The organism is Cupriavidus sp. YR651 (assembly GCF_900101625.1).
In the GTDB taxonomy this organism is placed as follows: domain Bacteria; phylum Pseudomonadota; class Gammaproteobacteria; order Burkholderiales; family Burkholderiaceae; genus Cupriavidus.
The window spans coordinates 1,160,386-1,185,898 of the sequence record NZ_FMYZ01000001.1 but is presented as its reverse complement, the minus strand read 5'-3'; the positions used below and the strand labels follow the sequence as shown (position 1 = coordinate 1,185,898).

22 protein-coding genes and 1 tRNA gene are annotated in these 25,513 nt (G+C 66.5%); 13 read left to right on the top strand and 10 right to left on the bottom strand.

What is annotated here, in order from left to right:
- Positions 1 to 43: 43 nt before the first annotated feature.
- Complete coding sequence (locus BLR29_RS05340) at positions 44 to 2,263, top strand: TonB-dependent receptor (protein WP_369804556.1); 2,220 nt, start codon at positions 44 to 46, stop codon at positions 2,261 to 2,263.
- 10 nt (positions 2,264 to 2,273) lie between these two features.
- Positions 2,274 to 4,718, top strand: coding sequence for a TonB-dependent receptor (locus BLR29_RS05335; RefSeq protein WP_255371092.1), 2,445 nt, complete (start codon positions 2,274 to 2,276; stop codon positions 4,716 to 4,718).
- A gap of 101 nt (positions 4,719 to 4,819) precedes the next feature.
- Here the strand turns inward: BLR29_RS05335 and BLR29_RS05330 are convergent.
- Positions 4,820 to 4,904, bottom strand: a tRNA-Leu gene (locus BLR29_RS05330).
- Positions 4,905 to 4,998: 94 nt separating this feature from the next.
- Positions 4,999 to 5,361, bottom strand: coding sequence for an HNH endonuclease (locus BLR29_RS05325; protein WP_092135119.1), 363 nt, complete (start codon positions 5,359 to 5,361; stop codon positions 4,999 to 5,001).
- Between the two features lie 151 nt (positions 5,362 to 5,512).
- Between BLR29_RS05325 and BLR29_RS05320 the strand changes: the two genes are divergently transcribed.
- The gene (locus BLR29_RS05320) at positions 5,513 to 6,430 is read left to right on the top strand and encodes an alpha/beta hydrolase (RefSeq protein WP_092135117.1); all 918 of its coding nucleotides are present in this window, start codon (positions 5,513 to 5,515) and stop codon (positions 6,428 to 6,430) included.
- Here the strand turns inward: BLR29_RS05320 and BLR29_RS05315 are convergent.
- From BLR29_RS05315 to BLR29_RS05300, 4 genes are all read right to left on the bottom strand, one after another.
- Positions 6,427 to 7,299: an NAD(P)-dependent oxidoreductase gene (locus tag BLR29_RS05315; protein ID WP_092135116.1), complete on the bottom strand. Its 873-nt coding sequence runs from the start codon at positions 7,297 to 7,299 to the stop codon at positions 6,427 to 6,429. The two genes, BLR29_RS05320 and BLR29_RS05315, sit on opposite strands and share 4 nt — an antisense overlap.
- 100 nt (positions 7,300 to 7,399) lie before the next feature.
- A complete protein-coding gene (locus tag BLR29_RS05310) occupies positions 7,400 to 8,554 on the bottom strand; it encodes an ABC transporter substrate-binding protein (protein ID WP_092135114.1) in 1,155 nt (384 codons plus the stop codon).
- A 54-nt stretch (positions 8,555 to 8,608) separates the two neighbouring features.
- Positions 8,609 to 9,748, bottom strand: coding sequence for a methyltransferase (locus tag BLR29_RS05305; RefSeq protein WP_092135113.1), 1,140 nt, complete (start codon positions 9,746 to 9,748; stop codon positions 8,609 to 8,611).
- Between the two features lie 42 nt (positions 9,749 to 9,790).
- A complete protein-coding gene (locus BLR29_RS05300) occupies positions 9,791 to 10,732 on the bottom strand; it encodes a CysB family HTH-type transcriptional regulator (RefSeq protein ID WP_092135111.1) in 942 nt (313 codons plus the stop codon).
- A gap of 172 nt (positions 10,733 to 10,904) precedes the next feature.
- Here BLR29_RS05300 and BLR29_RS05295 point away from each other — a divergent pair, with 172 nt between their 5' ends.
- The 7 genes from BLR29_RS05295 (at position 10,905) to cobA (ending at position 18,040) form a co-directional block, all read left to right on the top strand.
- Positions 10,905 to 11,678 (top strand): sulfite exporter TauE/SafE family protein, encoded by a 774-nt coding sequence (locus BLR29_RS05295; RefSeq protein ID WP_092135109.1) that lies wholly within the window; start codon positions 10,905 to 10,907, stop codon positions 11,676 to 11,678.
- A gap of 31 nt (positions 11,679 to 11,709) precedes the next feature.
- Positions 11,710 to 13,392: a nitrite/sulfite reductase gene (locus BLR29_RS05290; RefSeq protein WP_092135108.1), complete on the top strand. Its 1,683-nt coding sequence runs from the start codon at positions 11,710 to 11,712 to the stop codon at positions 13,390 to 13,392.
- A gap of 18 nt (positions 13,393 to 13,410) precedes the next feature.
- Positions 13,411 to 13,995, top strand: a complete 585-nt coding sequence (locus tag BLR29_RS05285; RefSeq protein WP_092135106.1) for a DUF934 domain-containing protein — start codon at positions 13,411 to 13,413, stop codon at positions 13,993 to 13,995.
- The gene (locus BLR29_RS05280; protein ID WP_092135104.1) at positions 13,992 to 14,795 is read left to right on the top strand and encodes a phosphoadenylyl-sulfate reductase; all 804 of its coding nucleotides are present in this window, start codon (positions 13,992 to 13,994) and stop codon (positions 14,793 to 14,795) included. Before BLR29_RS05285 ends, BLR29_RS05280 begins: the two co-directional genes overlap by 4 nt.
- 25 nt (positions 14,796 to 14,820) lie before the next feature.
- Positions 14,821 to 15,780, top strand: a complete 960-nt coding sequence (gene cysD, locus BLR29_RS05275; RefSeq protein WP_092135102.1) for a sulfate adenylyltransferase subunit CysD — start codon at positions 14,821 to 14,823, stop codon at positions 15,778 to 15,780.
- A gap of 140 nt (positions 15,781 to 15,920) precedes the next feature.
- The gene (locus tag BLR29_RS05270) at positions 15,921 to 17,225 is read left to right on the top strand and encodes a sulfate adenylyltransferase subunit 1 (protein WP_092135101.1); all 1,305 of its coding nucleotides are present in this window, start codon (positions 15,921 to 15,923) and stop codon (positions 17,223 to 17,225) included.
- 38 nt (positions 17,226 to 17,263) lie between these two features.
- Positions 17,264 to 18,040: a uroporphyrinogen-III C-methyltransferase gene (gene cobA / locus BLR29_RS05265; RefSeq protein WP_092135099.1), complete on the top strand. Its 777-nt coding sequence runs from the start codon at positions 17,264 to 17,266 to the stop codon at positions 18,038 to 18,040.
- A gap of 190 nt (positions 18,041 to 18,230) precedes the next feature.
- Here cobA and BLR29_RS05260 read toward each other — a convergent pair whose 3' ends face one another.
- From BLR29_RS05260 to lptF, 3 genes are read right to left on the bottom strand one after another with little or no spacing between them, the layout of a single operon-like run.
- Entirely contained in the window at positions 18,231 to 18,617 is a 387-nt protein-coding gene (locus BLR29_RS05260; RefSeq protein ID WP_092135098.1) for a sirohydrochlorin chelatase, read from the bottom strand.
- A 17-nt stretch (positions 18,618 to 18,634) separates the two neighbouring features.
- Positions 18,635 to 19,798 carry an LPS export ABC transporter permease LptG gene (gene lptG / locus BLR29_RS05255; RefSeq protein ID WP_092135096.1) on the bottom strand — a complete coding sequence of 388 codons (1,164 nt, stop codon included), beginning with the start codon at positions 19,796 to 19,798 and terminating at the stop codon, positions 18,635 to 18,637.
- A complete protein-coding gene (gene lptF, locus BLR29_RS05250; protein ID WP_092135094.1) occupies positions 19,795 to 20,913 on the bottom strand; it encodes an LPS export ABC transporter permease LptF in 1,119 nt (372 codons plus the stop codon). The genes lptG and lptF overlap by 4 nt, the downstream gene beginning before the upstream one ends.
- A gap of 164 nt (positions 20,914 to 21,077) precedes the next feature.
- On the opposite strand from lptF, the gene BLR29_RS05245 reads away from it, so the two are divergent.
- Genes BLR29_RS05245 through BLR29_RS05235 form a run of 3 tightly spaced genes read left to right on the top strand, consistent with a single transcriptional unit; the run spans position 21,078 to position 23,606 of the window.
- Complete coding sequence (locus BLR29_RS05245) at positions 21,078 to 22,610, top strand: leucyl aminopeptidase (RefSeq protein WP_092135093.1); 1,533 nt, start codon at positions 21,078 to 21,080, stop codon at positions 22,608 to 22,610.
- A gap of 25 nt (positions 22,611 to 22,635) precedes the next feature.
- Complete coding sequence (locus BLR29_RS05240; protein WP_092135091.1) at positions 22,636 to 23,073, top strand: DNA polymerase III subunit chi; 438 nt, start codon at positions 22,636 to 22,638, stop codon at positions 23,071 to 23,073.
- Entirely contained in the window at positions 23,070 to 23,606 is a 537-nt protein-coding gene (locus tag BLR29_RS05235) for a hypothetical protein (RefSeq protein ID WP_092135090.1), read from the top strand. The genes BLR29_RS05240 and BLR29_RS05235 overlap by 4 nt, the downstream gene beginning before the upstream one ends.
- A gap of 128 nt (positions 23,607 to 23,734) precedes the next feature.
- Here BLR29_RS05235 and ilvD read toward each other — a convergent pair whose 3' ends face one another.
- Complete coding sequence (gene ilvD, locus BLR29_RS05230; protein WP_092135088.1) at positions 23,735 to 25,408, bottom strand: dihydroxy-acid dehydratase; 1,674 nt, start codon at positions 25,406 to 25,408, stop codon at positions 23,735 to 23,737.
- Positions 25,409 to 25,513 lie beyond the last annotated feature (105 nt).

Here is a 25,513-nt window from a genome sequence, read left to right as displayed (position 1 = left end):
GGCCTACAGCGTAGGAACCCGAAACTTATCGCTGCCGGAGAGAATGATGTCTGTATTGTGTTGTGCCAACGCTCACCTTTCACCGCTGCCTCGCGTGGCGTGCCCATCGCGACCCAGGCCGCTGGCAGTCGCGCTGCGCCGTGCCTGCGTCTGCCTGACATTGGGGGCGACCGTGGCACCGGTTGAAGTGCTGGCGCAGGCCGCCGACCCGCAAACGCTGCCTGCCGTGACCGTCAGCGCCAGCGCCGATAGCGCCGGCAACCTGCCTGACGCGTACGCGGGTGGCCAGGTGGCGCGTGGCGGCCGGCTCGGGCTGCTGGGCAACAAGGGCGTGATGGACACCCCGTTCGCGACGACCAACTACACGGCGCAGCGCATGGAAGACCAGCAGGCCGTGACGCTGGCGGAAGTACTGGGGAGCGACCCATCCGCGCGCTTCACGGGCCAGATTGGCGGCGTGACCGATTCGTTCTACATCCGCGGCTTTCCGATCAACGAGGGTAACCTGTCCGAGGTGGCCTTCGACGGCGTCTACGGCGTTTCGCCCAACTACCATCTCTTCACCGAATACCTGGAGCGGGTCGAGGTGCTCAAGGGCCCGGCCGCGTTGCTGTATGGCATGTCGCCCAACAGCGGCGTGGGCGGTGTGGTCAACGTGGTGCCCAAGCGGGCGCTGGCGACGGACCTGACGCGCTTCACGCTCGACTACGCTTCGGACGCACAGGTCGGCGGCGCCGTTGACCTGAGCCGTCGCTTCGGCGAGAAGCGCGAGTGGGGGGTGCGATTCAACGGCCTGCACCGCCAGGGCCCGACGCCGCTGGACAACCAGAAATCGCGCGCCGAAGTGGCCGCATTGTCGCTGGACTATCAGGGCGACCGCCTGCGCGCCTCGCTCGACGTGATCGAGCAATACCAGTGGATCGATGCGCCCACGCGCCCGTTCCTCGTTGCCGCCGGCGTTGAGGTGCCGTCGGCACCGGATGGCCGGCGCAATGTCTCGCAGCCGTGGGGCTGGTGGAAGTCCAACGATGTCTCGACGCTGCTGCGCGCCGAGTACGATCTTACGGACAACATCACCATCTTTGCCGATGCCGGTGGCACCCGTTCCGACGTCGCGCGCTTCTCCGACCAGACCCCCACCATCCTGAACGCCAGCGGCGACACCTCGGCCTTGCCGCAGAACTGGAAGTTCCAGATCAATCGCTCCTCGTTCGATACCGGCGTGCGAGCCAAATTCGACACCGGCCCCGTCAAGCATGCGCTGGCGCTGCAGGCCAACCTTTATATGGATCGCTTCGCGAGCGCCAACAATGCGGGCACCGTGGTGCGTTCGAATATCTACAATCCGGTGGCCAGCCCCGAGCAGAACGTGGCCGCGCCGAGCTTTGTACCCAAGGTGTCCGACTCGACGCTGTCCGGCGTGGCGCTGGCCGACACGCTGAGCGGGTTCGACGATCGGTTGCAGCTGACGCTGGGCCTGCGCTATCAGCAGGTGAAGTCTGGCAACTACAGCAGCAATGGCGTCAAGACGGCCTCGTATGACGAGAGCGCCGTCACGCCGCTCGCAGGTTTCGTGTACAAGCCCTGGCAGCATGTGTCGCTGTACGCCAACTACGTGGAAGGCCTGAGCAAGGGTGACATCGCGCCAGCCACCGCGTCGAATGCGGGCCAGGTATTCGCGCCGTACAAGACCAGGCAGCAAGAAGTTGGCGTGAAGCTCGACGCCGGCAAGGTCATGGCCACGCTGGCTGTGTTCCGCATGACCAAGCCCAGCGGACAGCTGTTCGGCACGGTCTACGCGATCGACAGCGAGCAGCGCAACCAGGGCGTTGAACTCACGCTGTCCGGCGAGGCATACCGGGGCGTGCGCCTGATTGGTGGCGTGACGCTGCTGGACGGGGAGCTGACGCAAACCAATAGCGCGGCCACGCTTGGCAATCGCCCGGTTGGCGTGCCGAAGGTGATGGCCAACGCCGGCGCCGAATGGGACCTGCCGTGGGTGCAGGGCCTGACGCTGACCGGCGCGGTGAACTACACCGGGAACGCCTACGTCAATCAGGCCAATACCCAGCACGTGCCGTCGTGGACCACGGTGGATCTGGGCGCGCGCTACCGAACCAAGGTCAGCGGTCATGCGACCACCTTCCGCGCGGCGCTGATCAACGCCTTCGACCGCAACTACTGGTCCGGTGTGGCGTCGTACGGCACCATTTCGCAGGGCGCTCCGCGCACCGTCATGGCGTCCGTGGCAGTGGACTTCTGAGCGGAGAGGCGTGGGCAAGCCGCCGTCGCACCGATCCTCGGCTACGGCGTCGTGGCGTAAGCGCTGCGCGGCGGCCACGGCAGGCGCACTGCTTGCCGTCTCGATGCTGGCTGGCGGCGCGCCGTCGGCACGGGCGCAAGACAACGGGCGTGTCGCCGACATGCGCGCTTTCACCATCGCACCCGGTCCGCTCACGGTCACGCTGAACCGTTTTGCCAGTGCCGCCGGCATCAATCTCTCCTACGATGCCGCGCAACTGGCCGATGTCCGCAGCGACGGCCTGCATGGCAGATACTCCGTGGCCGAGGGTTTTCGCGTGCTGCTGGCGGGCAGCGGGCTGGAGGCGGTGCCGATGGCTGGCGGCGGCTACACCGTGCGGCGCGCCGCCTTGCAAGGCGGCCTCGCGCCGGACACGCTGCCCGAAGTTCTTGTCATCGGCAAGCATGACAGCGAGCCGCCACCCCTGGCGGGTGGGCAGGTAGCGCAAGGCGTGCGTCTGGGTTTGCTCGGCAACACCGACAACATGGACGCGCCCTTCAACACCGTGGGATTTACCGCCGACTTCATCGAGAACCAGCAGGCACGCACCGTGGGCGACGTGCTGGCCAACGATGCATCGGTGCGCTACGTCAGCCAGCCCGGCGGGATCCTTGATGCCTTCAGCATCCGCGGATTTCCGGTCGGCAACGGCAACTTCGGCGAGATTGCGTTCGATGGCGTCTACGGCGTGGCTTCCAACTATCGCGTGTCCACCAGCTATGTCGAACGGGTGGAACTGATCAAGGGGCCCACGGCGATGCTCATCGGCATGGCGCCCAGCGGCAGCGTGGGAGGCGGCATCAATATCGTGCCCAAGCGCGCAGGTTCCGTCGACATATCCCGAGTCACGGCCGACTACGCGGCGGCTTCGCAGTTCGGCGGCAGCGTGGATATCAGCCGCCGACTGGGCGGTGCACGCCAGTTTGGCATCCGCTTCAACGGCAGCTACCTCGGTGGCGGCACCGCGCTCGATAACCAGTCGCGCCGCGCCACGTCGGGAGCGCTCGCGCTGGATTACCAGGGCGAGCGCCTGCGCGCCACGCTGGATGTGATCGACCAGCGCGAGCGGATCTCGGCGCCGTCGCGGCTACTGCATATCGTGCCAGGCATCGCCGTGCCCGAAGCGCCCGATGGACGCCGGAATATCTCGCAGCCGTGGGAGCAATCCCATATCCGCGACAACTCGCTGCTGCTCCGCGCCGAGTACGACCTTTCCAACGGCGTGACGTGGTTCGCCAACGGCGGCGGCGGGCAGACGCACGTGGCGCGGCTGTTTGCCATCACACCCACCATCATCGATGCAGCGGGCGATGTGGCGGTGACCGACTCCAACTACCGCTTCGATGTGGCGCGCGTCAGCGCCGACACCGGCCTGCGCGCGCGCTTCGAGACCGGACCGGTGAGTCACCAGCTGAGCGTCGTGGCCAGCGGCTACCACGACCGGCTTGGACGTAGCTTCAACACCGCGAGCACGACTTCGCTGACCAATCTCTACGCGCCCGTGATGCGGCCGTTTCAGGACGTGCCGGCGCCGTCGAGCGTGCCGACGGTGTCGAAGACAACGCTGACGGGCGTGGCGCTGGCCGATACGCTTTCGGTGCTCGATCGCCGCTTGCAGCTGACGCTGGGTCTGCGCCATCAGCGCGTGCAGTCGGACAACTTCCATCCCGACGGCGCGCCGGCGTCGCGCTACGACCAGGGTGCGTGGACACCGCTGGTGGGGCTGGTGGTCCGGCCCTGGCAAGCGGTGTCGTTCTACGCCAATCGCATCGAGGGGCTCAGCAAGGGCGATATCGCACCCGGCAGCGCGGGCAATGCCGGGGAAGTGTTCGCGCCGTACAAGTCGCGGCAATACGAGGTCGGGGTGAAACTGGAGCAGGGCGGCATGCGTGCGACGCTCAGCGCATTCCAGATCACCAAGCCAGGCGGGGAGCTTGCCGGATCGATCTTCGCGATCAACGGTGAGCAGCGTAACCGGGGCCTCGAGTTTGGCCTGTACGGTGAGCCCGCCAGACATGTGCGGCTGCTGGCCAGCGCGACGCTGCTCGACGCCACCATCACGCGCGACGCCGACATGGGCACCGTGGGCAAGACCGCGATCGGCGCCCCGACATTGCAGGTCAACTTCGGCGCCGAATGGGATGCCGTCTGGCTGCCAGGCCTGACGCTGAGCGGTGCGCTGGCCTATACGGGGCGCCAGTATGTCGACCAGGCCAACACCCAAAGCGTGCCGGCCTGGACCCGGGTGGATCTGGGAGCACGCTACCGGACGAGGGTGGCTGGCAAGGAAACCACCTTTCGCCTCGCTGTGCGCAACGTGTTTGACCGCCACTATTGGGCGGCGGTGGACAGCTACGGCGGCCTGGCCATCGCCGAGCCGCGCACGCTGATGCTGTCGGCAACGGCGGCCTTCTGAGGCGCCCGGAATGAGCTGAGCGCCGGCGCCGGCGCCGGCAACAAAAAACCCCGCGAAGCCAGGCTGGGCGGGGTTTGTCGGACTGCGATCGATCTGTAATCTGGTGCCCGGGGTCGGACTCGAACCGACACGCCTTGCGGCGGGGGATTTTGAGTCCCCTGCGTCTACCTGTTTCACCACCCGGGCGGGGTGTGCGGCGATGACCCAGAGCGGACATCGCGCGGCAGCAATGAACCGCGGATTATGCCGCAAATCCCCCCTCGGAACAACCGGGTCCCGGTCAGTGCCCCCTGCGGGCCTGGGTGTGGCGGCTCCGGTCATAGAAGCCCGGCGGCTTGCGGGCGATCCAGCGGATGAAATCCGCCATGGCCGGATGGGCGCGCAGGGCGTTCCAGTCGTGGTACGTCGTGGCGAGTTCGGCCTCCGTGAACACCGAATGGATCTTCTGGTGGCAGACCCGGTGCATCGGCACCGCCTCGCGGCCGCCCCGGCTGCGCGGCACCGGGTGGTGGAGGTCCGTGCTGGCATCGGTCAGCAGCGGGCGTCCGCACAGCGGGCAGGTGGCATCGGGAGGCACCGCTTCGGCGGGGGGTGGTCCGAGCTGACGATCCTGGCCCGCGCGCAGGCGGCGTTTGACGACCATGCGGATTCCTGTGAAGTCAGTAAGTTCGCGGCTTGGGGTAGGATAGCGCGCAACGCGGTCTTCGATGTCCGGGCCCCGTCGGCGGCGTACCCGGACCTGATCGAGACCCGATCGCCAGCCCCATCGCCAGACCTCACCGGAGCGGATTGTCATGTCAGCCCAGCCATCCCTGGCCAGTCTTGCCGAATTGCCTTCGCAGGACCCGGCGTTCTACGCCCGCGCCTACAACAACCGGGCCCTGGTGCCCGACAACGCCGTGCACATGGCGCGCTGGGCCGCCGACTCCGCACTGGTGCGTGCCGCCGCGATGTCGTTCTTCGAGGACCTGGCGTACGGCGACCCCGCCTCGCCCCATGCCGACGCCGAGCGGCTCGACTACTTTCCCGCCACACTGCGCCCCGCCGGCTCACCCGCGCCGTTGCTGATCTTCCTGCACGGCGGCTATTACCGCGCGCTGGACAAGCGCGACCACAGCTTCGTGGCCGGTGTGTTGCCGCGGCGTGGCGTGTCGGTGGCGCTGATTAACTATTCGCTGTGCCCGGCCGTCACGGTCGAGGCAATCGTGCGGCAGGTGGTGCAGAGCGTGGCGTGGCTCTACCGGCAGGCCGATGCACTTGGCCATGATCGCCATCGCATCTTCCTGGCCGGCCACTCGGTCGGTGGTCATCTCGTGGCGATGCTGATGGCGGCGCTCTGGCCGCAGGTGGGCGCGGACCTGCCGGCGGACCTGATCAAGGGCGGGCTGTCGATCAGCGGCCTGTACGATCTGGAGCCGCTGCGCCGCGCGGACTTCCTGCAAGCCGACCTGAAACTGACGGAGGCGGACGTCGCGCGGTTGTCGCCGGCGTTCCTGCAGCCGGCCACCCGCGCGCCGCTGATCACGGCGGTGGGCGAGATCGAATCGAGCGAATACCATCGCCAGAACGCGCTGATCCGCGCCGCATGGCCGGATAACGCGCGCGAGGATGTTCCGCTGCCGGGCCGCCATCATTTCAACGCGATGGACGACCTTGCGCACGACGGCAGCCCGTTGATACGCGCCCTGCTGGCAATGATCGGCGGCGTCTAGGGCTTCTGCTGTTCCAGCACGCGCAGCAGGGACGAGGTGTCGTCCTTGCCCCAGCCGTTGTCCATCAACTGACCCAGTTGCGCCGACGTGGCGCGCGTCGCGGGCAGGTCCAGGCCGATTTCATCGGCGATGTCCTGCGCCAGCCCGAAGTCCTTGGCGTGCAGCCGGGATTCGATGCCGGCCGCGAAGTCGCGCGCGACCATCTTCGGCCCCATCATGTCCAGCATGCGGCTGGCCGCCAGCCCGGTGGACATCGCCTGGAACACCTTTGCGGTATCCACGCCTTGCGCGCCTGCAAAGCGCATCGCCTCGGCAATGCCCTCGATGTTCACCACCTGCGCGATCTGGTTGCACAGCTTGGCCACCTGGCCGGCACCGTGGTCGCCGATATGTGTGATGGTCTTGCCGAGGACTTCCAGCAGCGGGCGCACCGTTTCCAGATTTTCCGCCTTGCCGCCGACCATGATCGTCAGCGTGCCGGCCTGCGCGCCCATCGTCCCGCCCGAGACCGGGCAGTCCAGCGCCTCGATGCCGCGCGCGGCCAGCGCCGTGGCGATCTCGCGCGTGACGATCGGCGAGATCGTGCTGTGGTCGACGCAAATGGTGCCCGGCGCGGCGCCTTCGGCCACGCCATCCTTGCCGAGCAGGACCTCGCGCACATCGTCTGACGAGGTCACGTTGGTGAAGACGACCGCCGCGCCGCGGGCCGCCTCCGCCGGCGTGAAGAACGGTTCCGCGCCCAGCTTGCGGGCGGCGTCAGCGGCCTCGGCGCGACGCACGAACGCGCGCACCGTGTGGCCGGCCGCGATCAGGTGGCCGACCATCGGCGCGCCCATTGCGCCCAGGCCGATAAATGCAACTGTGGTCATGAGTGTGATTCCTTGAACCGTGATTTTTGGCGTTGATTCCCGGCGTGATTCCTGCCGTGACATCGCGCAGTGTCTGCCTGACGCCGGGGCGCGCGGCGGACTACTTGTCTCCCGCGTAGGCAAACTTGCCGTTGCGGACGATGCCCATCACGCGTGCGCGCTGGTCGAAGCCCTGATGGTCCTTCGCGCCCAGGTTCAGCACGCCGTTGGGCACGGTGAGTTGCTGCGTGGTTTCGATGGCGTCGCGCAAGGCGTGGCGGAAGGCTGGCGTGCCGGGCCGCGCGCCGCTCTGGAGGGCGCGCCGGCTGGCATCGTCTAGGAGTTGCCATGCCCCCCATGCGTCGCCGGCAAACTGCGTCACGGTGTCCGCGCCGTACTTCGCCTCATAGCGCGTCACAAATTCAAGCGCCACCTTCTTTGCCGGATGGATGTCGGGCAACTGACGCGCAACCACCACCGGCCCGGTGGGGAACAGCGTGCCTTCCACGTCCTTGCCCCCCACGCGCAGGAAATCCCACGTGGCGATGCCATGCGTCTGGTAGATCTTGCCCTTGTAGCCGCGCTCGCCCAGCGTCTTTTGCGGCAGCACGGCCGGCGTGCCGGACCCGGCCACGAGGATCGCGTCAGGATTGGCCGAGATCAGCTTGAGCACCTGGCCGGTGACCGAGGTATCGGTGCGGCCAAATCGCTCGTTGGCCACCACGCGCAGCCGGCGCACGTCGGCCATCTTCGAGAATTCGCGCCACCAGCTCTCGCCGTAGGCGTCGTTGAAGCCGATGAATCCCACGGTCTTCACGCCCTGGTTGGCCATGTGTTCCGTCAGGATCGTGGCCATCAGCGAATCGTTCTGCGGCATCTTGAAGGCCCAGCGGCGGCGCGCGTCGGTGGCGGGCTCGATGATCGCGGCGGAGGCCGCCAGCGCCACCATCGGCGTTTCCCCTTCGGCGATGGCGTCGAGCGCGGCAATCGCCGTCGGCGTGATGTTGGGGCCGACGATCACGTCGACCTTTTCCTCCGAGATGAATTTGCGCACATTGCGCACCGCCGACGCGGGGTCGGAGCCGTCGTCGAGGATCACATACTGCGCGCGCTGCCCGCCGAGCGTGGGCGGCCACATCTGCACGGTATTGCGCGACGGGATGCCGATTGCCGCGGCCGGGCCGGTGGTGGACAGGTCGATGCCGACGCGGATGTCGGCGTGGGCGAATCCCGCTGACAGCAGGGTCGTGACCAGCAGCAGCTTGCGCAGGAGCATGGGCGTTCTCGTCGAGCGGTGAGATCGGTGAGGCAGATGCGGGTTGAGTGCTATTTACTTGGCCGCCAGGCGCCACAGCGACGTCACCTCGGCCTTGCGGGCGGCGTGCAGCGGATCGTCGGGGTCGGTGATCTTGGGGTGGCGCGGACGAATGTCGGAACGCCCGAGGACCTTGAGCCCGGCGCCGTCGATCCAGCCGAGCAGTTCCTCGCGCGAGCGCAGGCCCAGGTGTTCGGCAAAGTCGGAGAGCAGCAACCAGCCCTGGCCGGCGGGTTCCAGATGGGCGGCCAGCCCGTCCAGGAAGCCGCGCAGCATGCGGCTCTCGGGGTCGAATACGGCGTGCTCGATCGGCGAACTCGGGCGGGCGGGCACCCAGGGCGGATTGCAGACGACCAGTGGCGCGCGGCCTTCCGGGAAGAGATCGGCCTCGATGACCTCGACGTCCTGCGCATACCCCAGCCGCTCGAGATTGGCGCGGGCGCAGCCGAGGGCGCGCGGGTCCTGGTCGGTGGCGACCACGCGGCGCACACCACGCTGCGCCAGCAGGGCGGCCAGCACGCCGGTGCCGGTGCCGATATCGAACGCCAGCTTGTCAGTGGGCAGCGGCTCCTTCGCGACGAGGTCGATATATTCGCCGCGCACCGGCGAGAACACGCCGTACCACGGGTGTACGCGTTCACCGAGTGCCGGGATCTCCACGCCCTTCTTGCGCCATTCGTAGGCGCCGATCAGGCCCAGCAGTTCCCGCATGGACGCCACGTACGGGGCATCGGCCGCGCCATAGACCTGCGCGCAGGCTTCGGCCACATCCGGCGCGCGGCGCAGCGGCACCACGTGGCCGGCCTCGAACGGCAGCAGCAGCATGCCGAGCGTGCGGGCGCGCTGGGATTGCGCCAGGCGATGCTTGTGGAACGCCTCGGTGGTGCTGGCGGGCGGCTTGCCCGGCCGCTTGGGCTTGCGGTCGGTCCGGCGGGCCATGGCGTGCAGCAGCTGGCGCGCGTTCTGGAAGTCGCCACGCCAGAGCAGGGCGACGCCCTCGCTGGCCAGCCGGAAGGCGGTGTCGGCCGGGGTCTGGTCGTCGACGATCACCACGCGCCTGGGCGGCTGCAGGCCGGCCTCGGAGCGCCACAGGGCGCTGCGTTCGGCACCGTCCTCGGTCCAGTGGATGGTGGGTAGGGAAGGGTTGGCAGACATAGTTATATAGAGAGAGCGGCGGGGCGCACGTAAATGTGCCTCTTAAAGCTCATAAGCCTCGTGATCGCCGGACATTGCCTGTTCCACGAGCTTGCGGTTCAGGGTCGGCGAGAACAACTCAATGAAGGTGTAGACGAAGCTGCGCAGATACGCACCTTGCTTCACGGCCAGGTGCGTGACGTTCGTCCCGAACAGGTGACCGGCGGGAAGGCCGCGCAGGTTGCGGTCGCGGTCCGCGTCGAACGCGACGCCGGCCACGATCCCCACGCCCAGGCCGATCTCCACGTAGGTCTTGATCACGTCGGCATCGACGGCCGCCAGCACGATGTCCGGCTGGAGCTGGCGCAGCTCGAACGCCTTGTCGATCTTCGGCCGGCCGGCGAAATTCGGGTCGTAGGTGATCAGCGGGTAGTTGGCCAGATCCTCCAGCGTCAGGTGCTTCTTTTCCAGCAACGGATGGTCGGGCGGGGTGATGACCACGTGCTGCCACTGATAGCCGGGCAGCGACACCAGGCCCTTGTCGCCGGAGATGCCCTCCGTGGCGATGCCGATATCGGCCTGGTCATGCAGGATCATGTCGGCGATCTGCGCCGGATTGCCCTGCTGGATCGACAGCCGCACCTTCGGGTAACGCTTGGTGAACTCGCCGATCACGCGCGGCAGCGAGTAACGGGCCTGCGTGTGCGTCGTGGCGATCGTGAAGTTGCCCTGATCCTGTGCCGCATAGTCCTTACCCACGCGTTTCAGGCTTTCCACCTCCTGCAGGATCTTCTCCACCGAAGTCAGGATACGGCGCCCGGGCTCGGTCAGGCTGCGGATCCGCTTGCCGTGCCGCGTGAAGATATCGACACCCAGCTCCTCTTCCAGCTCGATAATGGCCTTGGAAACGCCGGGTTGTGACGTATAAAGCGCCTTGGCGGCCTCCGTCAGGTTGTAGTTCTGGCGGACGGCTTCTCGGACGAAGCGAAACTGGTGCAGGTTCATATAACTTCGGTCGTATAAACAAACAACTTCTTATTAGTTTGGGATATGAGGCGAGTTTATTACGATTCTCGAACTTTGTTAATGAACGCCCTGCCCGTATTGCGTCCACGCCCAGCCTGATCCTGGCGGCGAAGCGCGGTGGACGGTAAGGCACTGTAGAGAAAAGCCCCCGATGTCCCTTGCCTATACCGTTTCCGGTCTGCTGGTAGGTCTCCTGGTTGGTCTGACCGGAGTCGGCGGGGGCTCGCTCATGACGCCGCTGCTGACGCTGCTGTTCGGCTTCTCGCCGGCCACCGCAGTCGGCACCGACCTGGCCTTCGCGTCCATCACCAAGGGCTTCGGCACCATCGCCCATCGCGCGCACGGCCATGTGCAGTGGCAAGTGGTGCGCCGCCTGTGCCTGGGCAGCCTGCCTGCCGCGCTGGCCGCGATCCTCGTGCTCAAGAGCGCGGGCGAGCTGAACGCGCAATGGCTGCACGCCATCCGCCTGACCATCGGCGTGTCCGTGCTGCTGACCGTATTGTCGCTGCTCTTCCGCAAGCAGATGCTGGCCTGGCTCGAACGCAACCCGCGCTTCCAGCTGGAAGGCCGCGCGCAGGTGGTGGCCACCGTGGTGGTGGGCGCCGTGATCGGCGTGCTGGTGACCGTGTCGTCGATCGGCGCCGGCGCGGTTGGCGCCACGCTGATCCTGTTGCTGTATCCCCATATGAAGCCGGCCGAAGTGGCCGGCACCGATATCGCCTACGCCGTGCCGCTCACGGCCGTAGCCGGGCTGGGCCACGTGTGGCTCGGCACCGTCGACTGGAATTTGCTGCTGGCGCTGCTGGTGGGTTCGATCCCCGGCATCTGGCTGGGCGCGCAACTGTCGCGGGCGCTGCCCGAACGGCTGGTGCGCGCCGCATTGGCTACCACGCTCACGCTGGTGGCCATCAAGCTCGTTTCCTAAGCATTCACCGAATACTGAACGGACCCACACCATGTATCAGTACGATCAATACGACCAGCGCATCGTCCAGGAGCGCGTTGCCCAGTTCCGTGACCAGGTGCGTCGCCGCCTGTCCGACGAGCTGACCGAGGAAGAATTCCTGCCGCTGCGGCTGCAGAACGGCCTGTACATGCAGCGCCATGCCTACATGCTGCGCGTGGCCATTCCGTACGGCCTGCTGGCTTCGAAGCAGATGCGCATGCTGGCCCACATCGCCCGCGAATACGACCGCGGCTACGGCCACTTCTCCACCCGCCAGAACATCCAGTACAACTGGATGGAGCTGGAGCGCGTGCCCGACGTGCTGGCGGACCTGGCCAGCGTGGAAATGCACGGCATCCAGACCTCCGGCAACTGCGTGCGCAACATCACCACCGACCACTTTGCCGGCGTGGCGCCGGACGAGTCCGTCGACCCGCGCGTGCTGGCCGAACTGCTGCGCCAGTGGAGCACGTTCCAGCCGGAATTCGCGTTCCTGCCGCGCAAGTTCAAGATCGCCATCTCGGCCTCGGCCGATGACCGCGCCGTGGTGCAGATGCACGACATTGGCATCTACGCCTACCGGAACGCGCAGGGCGAGACGCGCCTGCGCATCCTGGCCGGTGGCGGCCTGGGTCGTACGCCGATCCTGGGCACGATCATCAAGGACGACCTGCCGTGGCAGCACATGCTGACCTACGTCGAGTCCGCGATCCGCGTGTACAACCGCTATGGCCGCCGCGACAACAAGTACAAGGCCCGGATCAAGATCCTGGTGAAGGCCATCGGCGCCGAGAAGTTCGCCGCCGAGGTCGAGGAAGAATGGCAGCACAGCAAGGACGGCCCGGCGACCGTCACGCAGGCCGAGTTCGACCGCGTGGCGCAGTACTTCCAGCCACCCGCCTACGAGAAGCTGCCGGACACCGATACCTCGTTCGAGAACCACCTGCTCGAGGACAAGGCGTTCGCGCGCTGGGTCAGCCGCAACGTGCACGGCCACAAGGTGCCGGGCTACGCAGCGGTGACGCTGTCGACCAAGCCGGGTCCGGTCTCGCCCCCGGGCGATGCCACCGACAAGCAGATGGACACCGTGGCCGACCTGGCCGACCGCTACGGCTTTGGCGAACTGCGCGTGGCGCACGAACAGAACCTCGTGCTGCCGGACGTGAAGAAGCGCGATCTGTTCGCGCTGTGGCAGGAAGCGAAGAAGGCTGGCCTGGCCACCGCCAACATCGGCCTGCTGACCGACATCATCGCCTGCCCGGGCGGCGATTTCTGCTCGCTGGCCAATGCCAAGTCGATCCCCATCGCGCTGGCGATCCAGGAGCGTTTCGACGATCTCGACTACGTCTACGACCTGGGCGAAATCTCGCTGAACATCTCGGGCTGCATCAACGCTTGCGGCCACCACCACGTGGGCAACATCGGCGTGCTGGGCGTGGACAAGGATGGTTCCGAGTGGTACCAGGTCACGCTGGGCGGTGCCCAGGGCAACAAGTCGGCGCTCGGCAAGGTCATCGGCCCGTCGTTCAGCGCCGAGGAAATGCCTGAAGTGGTCAGCCGCATCATCGATACCTTCGTCGCTCACCGCGTCGAGGACGAGCGCTTCATCGACACGCTTGGCCGTATCGGCATCGCCCCGTTCAAGGAGCGTGTGTACGCCGACAAGCAGCGTGAAGAACGCGCCGAAGCCTGAAGACCGGAGAGACTGAACATGGCAAAGATCATTCAACTGCAACGCGATGCCGCCGAGGTCCGTCCCGTCATCGTCGACGACAACTGGACCGTGCTGCGTGCCGCTGAGGGCGAGACGCTCGACGAAGCCAAGGTAGCCGCCGCCGCGCAAGGCCAGGACGCCGTGCTGTTCCCGCTGTCGGTGTGGCGTGCGCACGAAGCCCTGCTGGCCGGCCGCGACAAGGCCATCACCGGCGTGTGGCTGGCACCGGAAGACGAACCCGGCGATGCGGAGGCCGTTTTCGACCGCGTCTCGCTGGTGGCCGTGGATTTCCCGGTGTTCCGCGATGGCCGCGGCTTCTCGACGGCATACCTGCTGCGCACCCGTTATCACTGGGCCGGTCAGCTGCGCGCCATCGGCGATGTGCTGCGCGACCAGCTCAACTTCATGAAGCGCTGCGGGTTTGACGCCTTCGCGGTGCGTGCCGACAAGAACATCGATGACGCCATCAAGGGCTTCACCGAATTCACCGTGGCCTACCAGGCTTCCGTGGACGAGCCGCTGCCGCTGTTCCGCCGCGCGCGCGCCGACGTGACGGCCGGCAGCACCCGGGGCGCGGCATGAGCACTGCGCTCTCCGACATCTCCGTGGTGGAAGAGGCGGCCACGTCGACCCTGCGCCCCCCAGCGCTGTGGTCGATGCCGCTCTACACCGGCACGGTGGAGGCACTCGAAGCCAAGGAACGCGCGCTGGCCGAACGTCTGGCCGGTATCGCCGGGCGCTTCTTCCGTGCGCGCTTTGCCACCAGCCTGGCCGCCGAGGACATGGTGCTGACCGACGCGATCCTGCGTGGCTCCGACGCCGTGCGCGCCGGCGTGCGCGTGTTCACGCTGAACACGGGCCGCCTGCACGCGGAGACGCTGGCCGTGCTGGATCAGGTCGAGTCGCACTACGGCTACACGATCGAGCAGTTCACGCCCGATCAGGAAGCCGTGGACAACTACGTGAAGAAGAACGGCCTGAACGGCTTCTACGACAGCGTGGACCTGCGCAAGGACTGCTGCGGCATCCGCAAGGTGGAGCCGCTGAACCGCGCGCTGTCGCATGCCGATGCGTGGATGACGGGCCAGCGCCGCGAGCAGGCCGTGACGCGCGCCGAGCTGCCGTTCGAGGAACTGGACGAAGCACGCGGCATCCCCAAGTTCAATCCGCTGGCCGACTGGACCGAAGCCGAGGTGTGGGCCTACCTGGTGCGCCACAACGTTCCGGTCAACGCGCTGCATGCCAAGGGCTACCCGAGCATTGGCTGCGAGCCGTGTACGCGGGCCGTCAAGGCCGGCGAGGATGTGCGCGCCGGACGGTGGTGGTGGGAGTCAAAGGACTCGAAAGAGTGCGGCCTCCACGAGCAGAACATCAAGCATTAAACAGATAACTGAGGCCAGGAACGACATGGGCATCATGAACGACATCGCAGACGCAGGCGTTGAACACCTGCTTCAGGTCCAGAACGACCACCTCGACCGGCTGGAAGCCGAATCGATCTACATCATCCGCGAGGTGGTGGCCGAGTGCCGCAACCCGGCGCTGCTGTTCTCCGGCGGCAAGGACTCGATCGTCATGCTGCACCTGGCGCTGAAGGCGTTCCGCCTGGGCGACCGCAAGGTGGAGCTGCCGTTCCCGCTCGTGCACATCGACACTGGCCACAACTATCCGGAAGTCATCGCCTTCCGTGACCAGCGCGTGGCCGAACTGGGCGCGCGCCTGGTGGTGGGCCATGTGGAAGATTCCATCAAGCGCGGCACCGTGCGCCTGCGCAAGGAAACCGATTCGCGCAACGCCGCGCAGGCCGTGACGCTGCTGGAAACCATCGAGGCGAACAAGTACGACGCGCTGATGGGCGGCGCCCGCCGCGACGAAGAGAAGGCCCGCGCCAAGGAGCGCATCTTCTCGTTCCGCGACGAGTTCGGCCAATGGGACCCGAAGGCCCAGCGCCCGGAACTGTGGAGCCTGTACAACGCACGCATGGCGCAGGGCGAACAGATGCGCGTGTTCCCGATCTCCAACTGGACGGAGCTGGACGTGTGGCAATACATCGCCCGCGAGAACCTGGCCCTGCCGCCGATCTACTACGCGCACCAGCGCGAAGTGGTGCGCAAGAACGGCCTGCTGGTGCCGGTGACGCCGATCACGCCGAAGCAGGATGGCGACGAAAGCGAAGTGCTGTCGGTCCGCTTCCGTACCGTGGGCGACATCAGCTGCACCTGCCCGGTGGCCAGCACCGCCGCCACGCCGGTGGAGATCATCGCCGAGACCGCGGTGACCGAGATCACCGAACGCGGTGCCACGCGCATGGACGACCAGACCAGCGAGGCATCGATGGAGCGCCGCAAGAAGGAAGGCTACTTCTAACCGGATGCATATACGGGCACATCGCGTCGTTGCGCGAGTGCTCGTGTACCACATGTACACGTCGCCCTCACGCGCCTAGCGCTGTATCCCGTCTATGCACCGGAGCAAACGGCGCGAGGCCGATTGAACAAGGATTTAGCATGTCTCACCAATCTCAACACCAAGGCCTGCTGCGCTTCATCACCGCCGGCTCCGTCGATGACGGCAAGAGCACGCTGATCGGCCGCCTGCTGTACGACAGCAAGGCCGTGCTGTCCGACCAGCTGACCGCGCTGGCCAATGCCAAGAACAAGCGCACCGCGGGCGAGCAGATCGACTTCTCGCTGCTGACCGACGGCCTGGAAGCCGAGCGCGAGCAGGGCATCACGATCGACGTGGCGTACCGCTATTTCTCCACCGCGCGCCGCAAGTTCATCATCGCCGATACCCCGGGGCATGAGCAGTACACCCGCAACATGGTGACGGGTGCCTCCACGGCGCACGCCGCCATCGTGCTGGTGGACGCCACGCGCGTGACCGTCAAGGACGGCCGCGCCGAATTGCTGGCGCAGACCAAACGCCACTCGGCCATCCTGAAGCTGCTGGAGCTGCAACACGTGATCGTGGCCATCAACAAGATGGATCTGGTCGAATTCAGCGAGCAGCGCTTCAACGAGATCCGCACCGCCTATCGCGAACTGGCGGACCAGCTCGGCCTGAAGGACGTGCGCTACGTGCCGGTGTCGGCGCTGCGTGGCGACAACATCGTGCATGCCAGCGATGCGATGCCGTGGTACCAGGGCGAGCCGCTGCTGCCGCTGCTGGAGGCCCTGCCCGTGGAAGATGTGGCCCCCGAGGGCGATGCCGCGCTGCGGTTTCCGGTGCAACTGGTGGTTCGCCAGGACGGCGCGCAGTCCGACGATTTCCGCGGTTACGCGGGCCGTGTCGAAGCCGGCACCGTGCGCGTCGGCCAGAAGCTGCGCGTGCTGCCGGTCAACCGTGAAGCGGTGGTGGCGGAAGTGCTGACGCCGAATGGCGCGGCCGATTCGGCCAGCGCCGGCGACACGGTGACGGTACGTCTGGCCGAAGACGTCGATGTGTCACGCGGTGACATGTTCGTCGCCGCCGAGGCCACGACGGTGTCGGCCAAGAAGCTGACGGCCGACCTGTGCTGGTTTGACGATGAGTCGCTGAATCCGTCGCGCAAGTACGTGCTCAAGCACACCACGGCCAGCGTGTTCGCGCGCATTTCGGCGGTGGATCGCGTGCTGGACGTGCACACGCTGTCGCACGAGACCGGCCGGCACGACATCCGCCTGAACGATATCGGTTCGGTGCAGATCTCGCTGCAGAAGCCGATCGTGTGCGATGCCTACGGCGACAACCCCGCCACGGGCGCGTTCGTGCTGATCGACGAGGCCACCCACCACACCGTGGCGGCCGGCATGATCCGTGCATACTCCTGATCCCAACAGATCGGACAGTAAGCGGAACGAGGACTGAGATGAACAAGCAGCAGGGCAAGGCGGCCGGGAAGGTGTACCTGATTGGTGCAGGCCCCGGCGCGGCCGACCTTATTACGGTGCGTGGTGCACGACTGTTGGGCGAAGCCCAGGTCGTGCTGCACGATGCGCTGGTGTCCCCTGAGATGCTGGCCTGGTGTCCCCAGGCCCAGCTCGTCGAGGTGGGCAAGCGCTGCGGCCAGCGTTCCACCGCGCAGCTGTTCATCAACCGCCAGATCGTCGACCTGGCCACCAAGTACGAACGCGTGGTGCGCCTGAAGGGTGGCGATCCGATGCTGTTCGGCCGTGCCGACGAGGAACTACAGGCGCTGGAAGCGGCTGGCATCGAGTACGAGGTAGTGCCGGGCATTACGGCGGCGCTTGCAGCGGCCAGCGCGATTGCCAGGCCGCTGACGAAGCGCGGCGTGTCGCGCAGCGTGGCGTTTGCGACGCAGGCCAAGGCTGCCGACGCCGTGGACGTGGAAGCCGACGTGAAGGCCGACACCATCGTCTACTACATGGGGCGGGACCAGGCTGCCAATATCGCGACGCAGCTGATCGCGCGCGGCAAGCCGGCCTCGACGCCTGCTTGGGTGGTGGAAGCCGCCACCACGCCCCGGCAGCGCAGCCGGCAGTTCACGCTGCGCCAGATGGCCGCTGGCGAGGCCGCACACTGGATGGACCCGGTGCAGCCGAGTCTGCTGATGATCGGCGAGGCATTGGGAACCCGGGCGACCGAGGTCATCGAGCCCCACGAGCACGGCGAGCGCGCTGCCTGAGGATTTCGCAGAAGGCGGGTAGCGGAAGGCAGAAAGCAGAAGGCCAGAGTCAGGACTCTGGCCTTTTTTGTTGTTGCCGGTGGTGTGCCGCTCGTTGCCGGTTGTCGTCGATTGCGCATCGGTTGCGCGTCCCTTGTGCGCCGCGCTGCCCCGGCAGGGCGCTTTCGCAAGATGGCCCGGGACCCGGCGTTCAGCTCGTCAGCGCCCCGGCGCAATACGCCGCGATGGCATCCAGCACGCTCTCCGCTTCGCCGACGGCGGCCGCGCTGCGAATCTGCAGCGCAGGGTACTGCTGGCGGCACTGGTCGATCAGCGCCGGCAGGTCGCGGCGCAGGTGGCCGCCTTGCCCGAAGAAGACGGGTACCACCGTGATGTCGGTCGCGCCCGTGCCGGCCAGCTCCGCCAGCGCGTCCGGCAGCGCCGGCGTCATCAGTTCCAGGAAGGCCAGCCGCACGGCGCATTGGGGCAGCAGGGCGGTCAGCTTGGCGTGCAGGCGGTCGAACGGCTCGCGCCAGCGGGCATCGCGCGCGCCGTGCGCAAACAGCACGAGGCCCTGTGTGGCGGTGGGTGTCGTCATGGCGCGGTCATCCGGGCTCAGTGGCGATCCACCCAGCGCAACGCCGTCAGCCCCACCATGAGGTATAGCGTGCCGGGCACCAGCGCCGAGACGATCGGCGGCCACGTATGCAACAGGCCGACGTGCGAGAACAGCGTGTTGGACAGGTGGAACGACAGGCCCAGCATGATGCCGCCGAACACCTTCACCCCCACCGCGCCCGCACGGGCATGCAGGTAGGCGAACGGCAGGGCCAGCGCCACCATCACGAACAGCGTGAGCGGGTAGACCACCTTTTTCCAGAACGCGATCTCGTAGCGCTGGGTGTCCTGCTTGTTGTCGCGCAGATGGCGGATGTAGCGGAACAGGTCCACCGTGGACATGCGCTCCGGCGTCACCAGCAGCACGGAAAGGATCTGGGGCGTCAGTTCCGAATGCATGACCATGTTCGGGAACTTGGCCTGTTCCGCGCGGAAATCCGGCGCCAGTGCGTCACGATTGCTGCCTTCCTGATGCGGCAGTTCGAAGAAGCGTGTCTCGTTGACGTTGTTGAGTTGCCAGGACTGGCCGCCCTGGTAGCGGCCTTCCTCCGCCACGCGAATCACGCGCAGGCGATAGTCCTTGTCGAACTCGTAGATCGTGATGCCGTTGATGCTCTGGTCGGGCTTCAGGCCCTGCACGTTGACGAAGCGGGTCACCTCGCTGCCGGCGCCTTCGGGCGTGTTGTCCTTGTCGCGATCCTTGACCCAGACCCCGGACCGGAAGCCCGCCGACACCGTGGCGCCGATGGCCTCCAGCTTGATCTTCTGGGCATATTGCTCGGCCGCCGGGCCGATGAACTCACCAAAGATGAACGTCGTGACGGCCAGCGGAATCGCCAGCTTGAACAACGAGAACAGCGCCTGGCGCGTATTCAGGCCGGCAACGCGGAAGATCGTGAATTCGGACTGGCTGGCCAGTTGCGAGAACACGTAGATCGCGCTGATCAGCACCGCGATCGGCAGGACCTCGTAGATCCGCGTGGGGGCTTCCAGCATGACGTGGAAGAACGCGATCAGCGAGGTATAGCGACCCTGCACGCTCTCCAGCTCGCTCAGCATGTCGAAGAACACGAACAGCGCCAGCACGGCGAACAGGATGAAGAAGAAGACGCCGTAGATCAGGCGGGCGAAATAGCGCTCGTAGACGTACAACACCCTCATGCCTTGCCTCCCGCCTGCTTGCGGCCAAGGCCGAAGACGGCGCGCCAGCCACCCAGGCTGCGGTTCTGCCGGTAGCGGAACAGCATGAGCGCCCCCAGGAAGACGGCCAGGTGGATCGGCCACAGCGCCATCCAGAACGAGAGCGATCCGGAGCGCACCCATGCCTGGGACAGGTTGATCATGTTGGAGTACGTCAGGTAGATCAGCACCGCGAAGACCAGTGGCGTGTACCGGCCAAGGCGCGGGTTCACATACGCCAGCGGGATCGCAATCATCACAAAATTAAAGGCCAGGATCGGCAGGGAAATACGCCAGAGCAGTTCGCCCAGGTTCTCCCGCGTCGGGTTGCGGATCAGGTCGAGCGTGTAGCGGCTCTTCGCGGGCATGTCCGCCTCGGTCTCGGGCGGCTTGTTGTCCACCTTGACCGCGTAGCGGTCGAATTCCAGGATGCGGTAGTTCAGCTGGCCCGGGGTGCCCGCGTAGCGGCGGCCGTGCTCCATGACCACGAGGCGGTCTCCGTTGGGCATGGTTTCGAACTGGCCCTGGTGGGACAGCGCCACGCCGATCTTGTTGGCCTCTGCATTGGCCACGAACACGTTGCGCGCGTGTTTCATGTCGCCGTCGATGCCTTCGATGAACAGCACGTAGTTGCCGTTGGCCGGCTCGATAAAGCGGCCCGAGGCGATCATCGACAGCACGCCGCGCTGCTGGAACCGGTCACGGAACAGAGAACTTTGCTGGTTGGCCCAGGGCCACGCGAACATGCCCAGCAGCAGGGCCATGACGAAGAATGGCGCGGCGAACTGGAGCACGGGCTTGACGAAATCGCGCAGCGAAATCCCGGCCGAGAACCACACCACCATCTCCGAATCCTTGTACCAGCGGGTCAGGACGATGAGCGTGGAAATGAACAGCGTGGCGGACAGCAGGATCGACAGGTAGCCGATGGTCGCCAGGCCGATGAGCATCAGCACGTCGTTGGGACTGGCCTTGCCATTGGCGGCCATCCCGAGGATGCGGATCACAAGCGACGTGAGCATGAAGGTCAGCATCACCAGGAACACCGCACCGGCGGTGTAGGCGAGCTCACGTCGCAGGGCTTGTTGAAAGATCATGCGGAATCGCTTCCGGCTGCCGGCCGGAGCGGGCGATGTACCGGGGGCCGAGGGACTGGCAGGACCGCGGGCTGTCAGCTTGGCGGATCGGCGGCGGCGGATCGCGGATGAAAATCGCGGATAATGGGGGCTTTCTTTTCGACGAGCCCCTGGAAGGAAGCGCGATGGAATTTAGCACAAAAGCCCTGGATTGGAGCAAAGCCGGCCAAAATGGTTTCCTGGCCACGAAGACCGACTGCCTGGTGGTTGGGCTGTTCGAAGGCCAGAATCTGGCCGGCGTGGCCAAGGCGCTGGACGTTGCCGCCAAGGGGCTGGTGGGCCGTCTGGTCAAGCAGGGCGACTTTGAAGGCAAGCGCGGCACCCAGGTGATGCTGCCCGAGGTGTCGGGCATCGGTGCCGCCCGTGTCCTGCTGGTAGGACTGGGCAAGGAAGCCGAGTTTTCCGACAAGGCCTTTGCCGAGGCCGTGCGCACCGCCATGCGTGCGCTGTCCGGCACGCGCGCCACTTCCGCGCTCTGGTGCCTGGCCCAGCAGCCGCCGCAGCAGCGCGACGTGGCCTGGGCCGTGATCACCACGATCACGCTCGTGCGCGACGCCGGCTACCGCCTGCTGGAGCGCCATCCCGAGCTCAAGCGTGCGCCGAAGGGCGCCGCCGCCAACGACAAGCCGTCGCTGCGCAAGATCGTGCTGGCCGTGGATGCCGACAACGCCAAGGCGGCCACGCAGGCCGTGGTGCGCGGCACCGCCATCGCCAACGGCATGGAACTCACGCGCGACCTGGGCAACCTGCCGTCCAACATCTGCACGCCGACCTACCTGGCCAATACCGCCCGCGGCATCGCCAAGCGGCACAAGCTCAAGGCCGAGATCCTGGGCCGCAAGCAGATCGAGGCGCTGAACATGGGCGCCTTCCTGGCCGTGACCAAGGGCAGCGTGGAGCCGCCGCAATTCATCGTCCTGCGCTATGACGGCGCCAGCGCCAAGCAGGCGCCGGTGGTGCTGGTGGGCAAGGGCATCACCTTCGATACCGGCGGCATCTCGCTCAAGCCGGGCGAGGGCATGGACGAGATGAAGTACGACATGTGCGGCGCGGCGTCCGTGCTGGGCACGATCCAGGCGGTGGCCGAAATGGGCCTGAAGCTGAATGTCGTCGCCGTGGTGCCGACCTGCGAGAACATGCCGAGCGGCATCGCCACGAAGCCGGGCGACGTGGTCACCAGCATGTCCGGGCAGACCATCGAAATCCTCAACACGGATGCCGAAGGCCGCCTGATCCTGTGCGACGCGCTGACCTACGTGGAGCGCTTCAAGCCTGCCGCCGTGGTCGACGTGGCCACCCTGACCGGCGCGTGCATCATCGCCCTGGGCCATGTGAACAGCGGCCTGTTCGCGCGCAGCGACGTGCTGGCCGACCAGCTGCTCGACGCCGGCCGCAAGGCGATGGATACGGCCTGGCGCCTGCCGCTGGACGACGACTATCAGGACCAGCTCAAGTCCAACTTCGCCGACATGGCCAACATCGGCGGCCGCCCGGCCGGCAGCGTCACGGCGGCTTGTTTCCTGTCGCGCTACACGGAAAAGTATGACTGGGCGCACCTGGATATCGCCGGGACGGCCTGGAAGAGCGGCGCGGCCAAGGGTGCCACGGGCCGGCCGGTGCCGCTGCTGACGCAGTTCCTGATGGACCGCGCGTCTTAACATCGCCATAGAGCAGGTAGCCGGGATGACTCGCATCGACTTCCACAGCAACGTGCCGGACACGCTGGCCTATGTCTGCCGGCTGGTCCGCAAGGCGTATGGCGCCGGCCAGAAGGTGGTCGTGCACGGTACGCCGCAGCAGCTGTCGCAACTGGACGCGCGGCTGTGGTCGTTTTCGCCGCTGGACTTCCTGCCGCACTGCGGGCTGGACAGTCCGCACGCGGCCGTGACGCCGATCATCCTGGCCGCCACGCTCGATGGCGTACCGCATCACCAGTTGCTGGTGAACCTGGCGGAGCAGGCGCCCGCGCAGTTCGCCAGCTTCGAGCGCCTGATCGAGGTGGTCGGCATCAGCGCGGAGGCCCGCGATGCCGGGCGCGAGCGTTATCGTTTCTATCGTGAGCGGGGATATCCGCTCACGCACCATGACATTGGCCAGTCCGCCAAAGGAGAGTCCGCATGAGCGAACGCACGACCTCGCGGGTGATTCCGCGGCTGGGCCCGAACGACAGCGTGCCGCTGCTCACGGAAGTCATCGAGCTGCCCGATGCCGTATTCGAGGCGCCCGCCGTGGCGCCAGCTTCGACCCCTCAAACCGCATCGCACCCGGCGCACCGGCAGCAGGCGACGGTTATCGATACCGCCGACATGCCCGAGTCGGGCCTGGTGACGGCGGTGGGAGACACGGAATTGGCGCCGATCGAGGACGCCGCCGCGCCCGAGGCGCATGCCGCGATCATTGACCCGGCGCCCTTCCTGCCGGGCGAAGATGACCTGCGCGCGGTGCGCACGGAATTGCTGACGCGCGTGATGATGCGGTTCCGCACCGAATGGCCGCAGGTGGTCGAAGCCCACACGGAGGCCACGCTGCAATCGCGCCTGGCACCGCTGACGGCGCAACTTGCCACCGAACTGACGCAGGCGCTGGAGGCGCGGCTGGTGGAGTGGCTGGACGCCACGCTGGAAGAGATCGAGCGGGATCCGGGCGGGCTCTGAAGGGGGCCCGGCCCTGAGGCCTGAGTGCCTTGTCCGTACGACGCCACGAAAAAAGGCCTGCGAAATCGCTTCGCAGGCCTTTCTTGTTTTCAGCGCTTCCGGCAATCAGTCGGACGATCAGTCCGGCATCAGTCCGTCACGGCGCCCTTGCTGGCCGTCGATGCCAGCTTCGAGAACTTTGCCAGCACGCCACGCGTGTAGCGCGGTGCCGGCTGCTTCCAGGCCGTGCGGCGCTTGGCCAGTTCCTCGTCCGGCACGTTCAGTTGCAACAGCAGCTTGTGTGCGTCGATGGTGATGGAATCGCCTTCCTTCACCAGTGCGATCGTGCCGCCCACGAACGCTTCCGGCGCCACGTGGCCAACCACCATGCCCCAGGTGCCGCCCGAGAAGCGGCCGTCGGTGATGAAGCCCACGGATTCGCCCAGGCCCTTGCCGATGATGGCCGACGTCGGCGCCAGCATTTCCGGCATGCCCGGGCCACCCTTCGGCCCCAGGTAACGCAGCACCAGGATGTCGCCGGCCTGGATCTTGTCGGCCAGGATCGCATCCATCGCGCTCTGCTCGTCCTCGAACACGCGGGCCGGGCCGGTGATGACCGGGTTCTTCAGGCCGGTGATCTTGGCCACCGCGCCTTCCTCGGCCAGGTTGCCCTTCAGGATGGCCAGGTGACCCTTGGCGTAGAGAGCCTTGTCGATCGGCAGGATCACGTCCTGGTCAGCGCGGGGCTGGTCGGGCACGTGTTCCAGTTCCTCGGCCAGCGTGCGGCCGGTGATGGTGAGGCAGTCGCCATGCAGCAGGCCGGCGCGCAGCAGGATCTTCATCACTTGCGGGATGCCGCCCGCGCGGTGCAGGTCGGTGGCCACGTACTGGCCCGACGGCTTCAGGTTGCAGATCACCGGCACGCGCAGACGGATGCGCTCGAAATCGTCGATGGTCCATTCCACTTCAGCCGAATGGGCGATGGCCAGGTAGTGCAGCACGGCGTTGGTCGAGCCGCCGGTCGCCATGATCAGCGTCACGGCGTTCTCGATCGACTTGCGGGTGATGATGTCGCGCGGCTTGATGTCCTTCTTGATGGCTTCGACCAGCACGCGGGCGGACTCGGCGGCGCTGTCGACCTTTTCCTGGTCCGGATTGGCCATCGTCGACGAGTACAGCAGCGACATGCCCAGCGCCTCGAACGACGAGCTCATCGTGTTGGCGGTGTACATGCCGCCGCACGAACCCGTGGACGGGCAGGCGTTCTTTTCCACGCCTTCGAAGTCTTCCTGGGTCATGCGGCCGGCGGTGAATTCGCCCACGGCCTCGAACGACGACACGATGGTCAGGTCCTGGCCCTTCCACTTGCCCGGCTTGATGGTGCCGCCGTACACGTAGATGCCCGGCACGTTGGTGCGGGCCAGCGCGATCATGCCGCCTGGCATGTTCTTGTCGCAGCCGCCGATGACGACCACGCCGTCCATCCACTGGCCCTGGGCCGCGGTCTCGATGCAGTCGGCGATCACCTCGCGCGAGATCAGCGAGTACTTCATGCCCTCGGTGCCCATCGACATGCCGTCCGAAATCGTCGGCGTGCCGAAGATCTGCGGGTTGGCGCCGGAGGTCTTCACGGCGTCCACGGCGGCGTCGGCCAGGCGTTGCAGGCCGGCGTTGCAGGGGGTGATCGTGGAATGGCCGTTGGCGATGCCGACCATCGGCTTGTCGAAGTCTTCCTTCTCATAGCCGAGCGCGTAGTACATCGACCGGTTGGGGGAGCGCGCGACGCCCTGTGTGATGTTTTTGGAACGTTTGTTGAAAGCCATGATGGGGTCTCTCCGGGGGGATTCCGGGGCGCAGCGGCCAGTCGAGGCGCGCGCCCGCCGTGTTGTGGGCAAGAGAATGCCGCTTGCGTTTTGTGGTGTCAAATA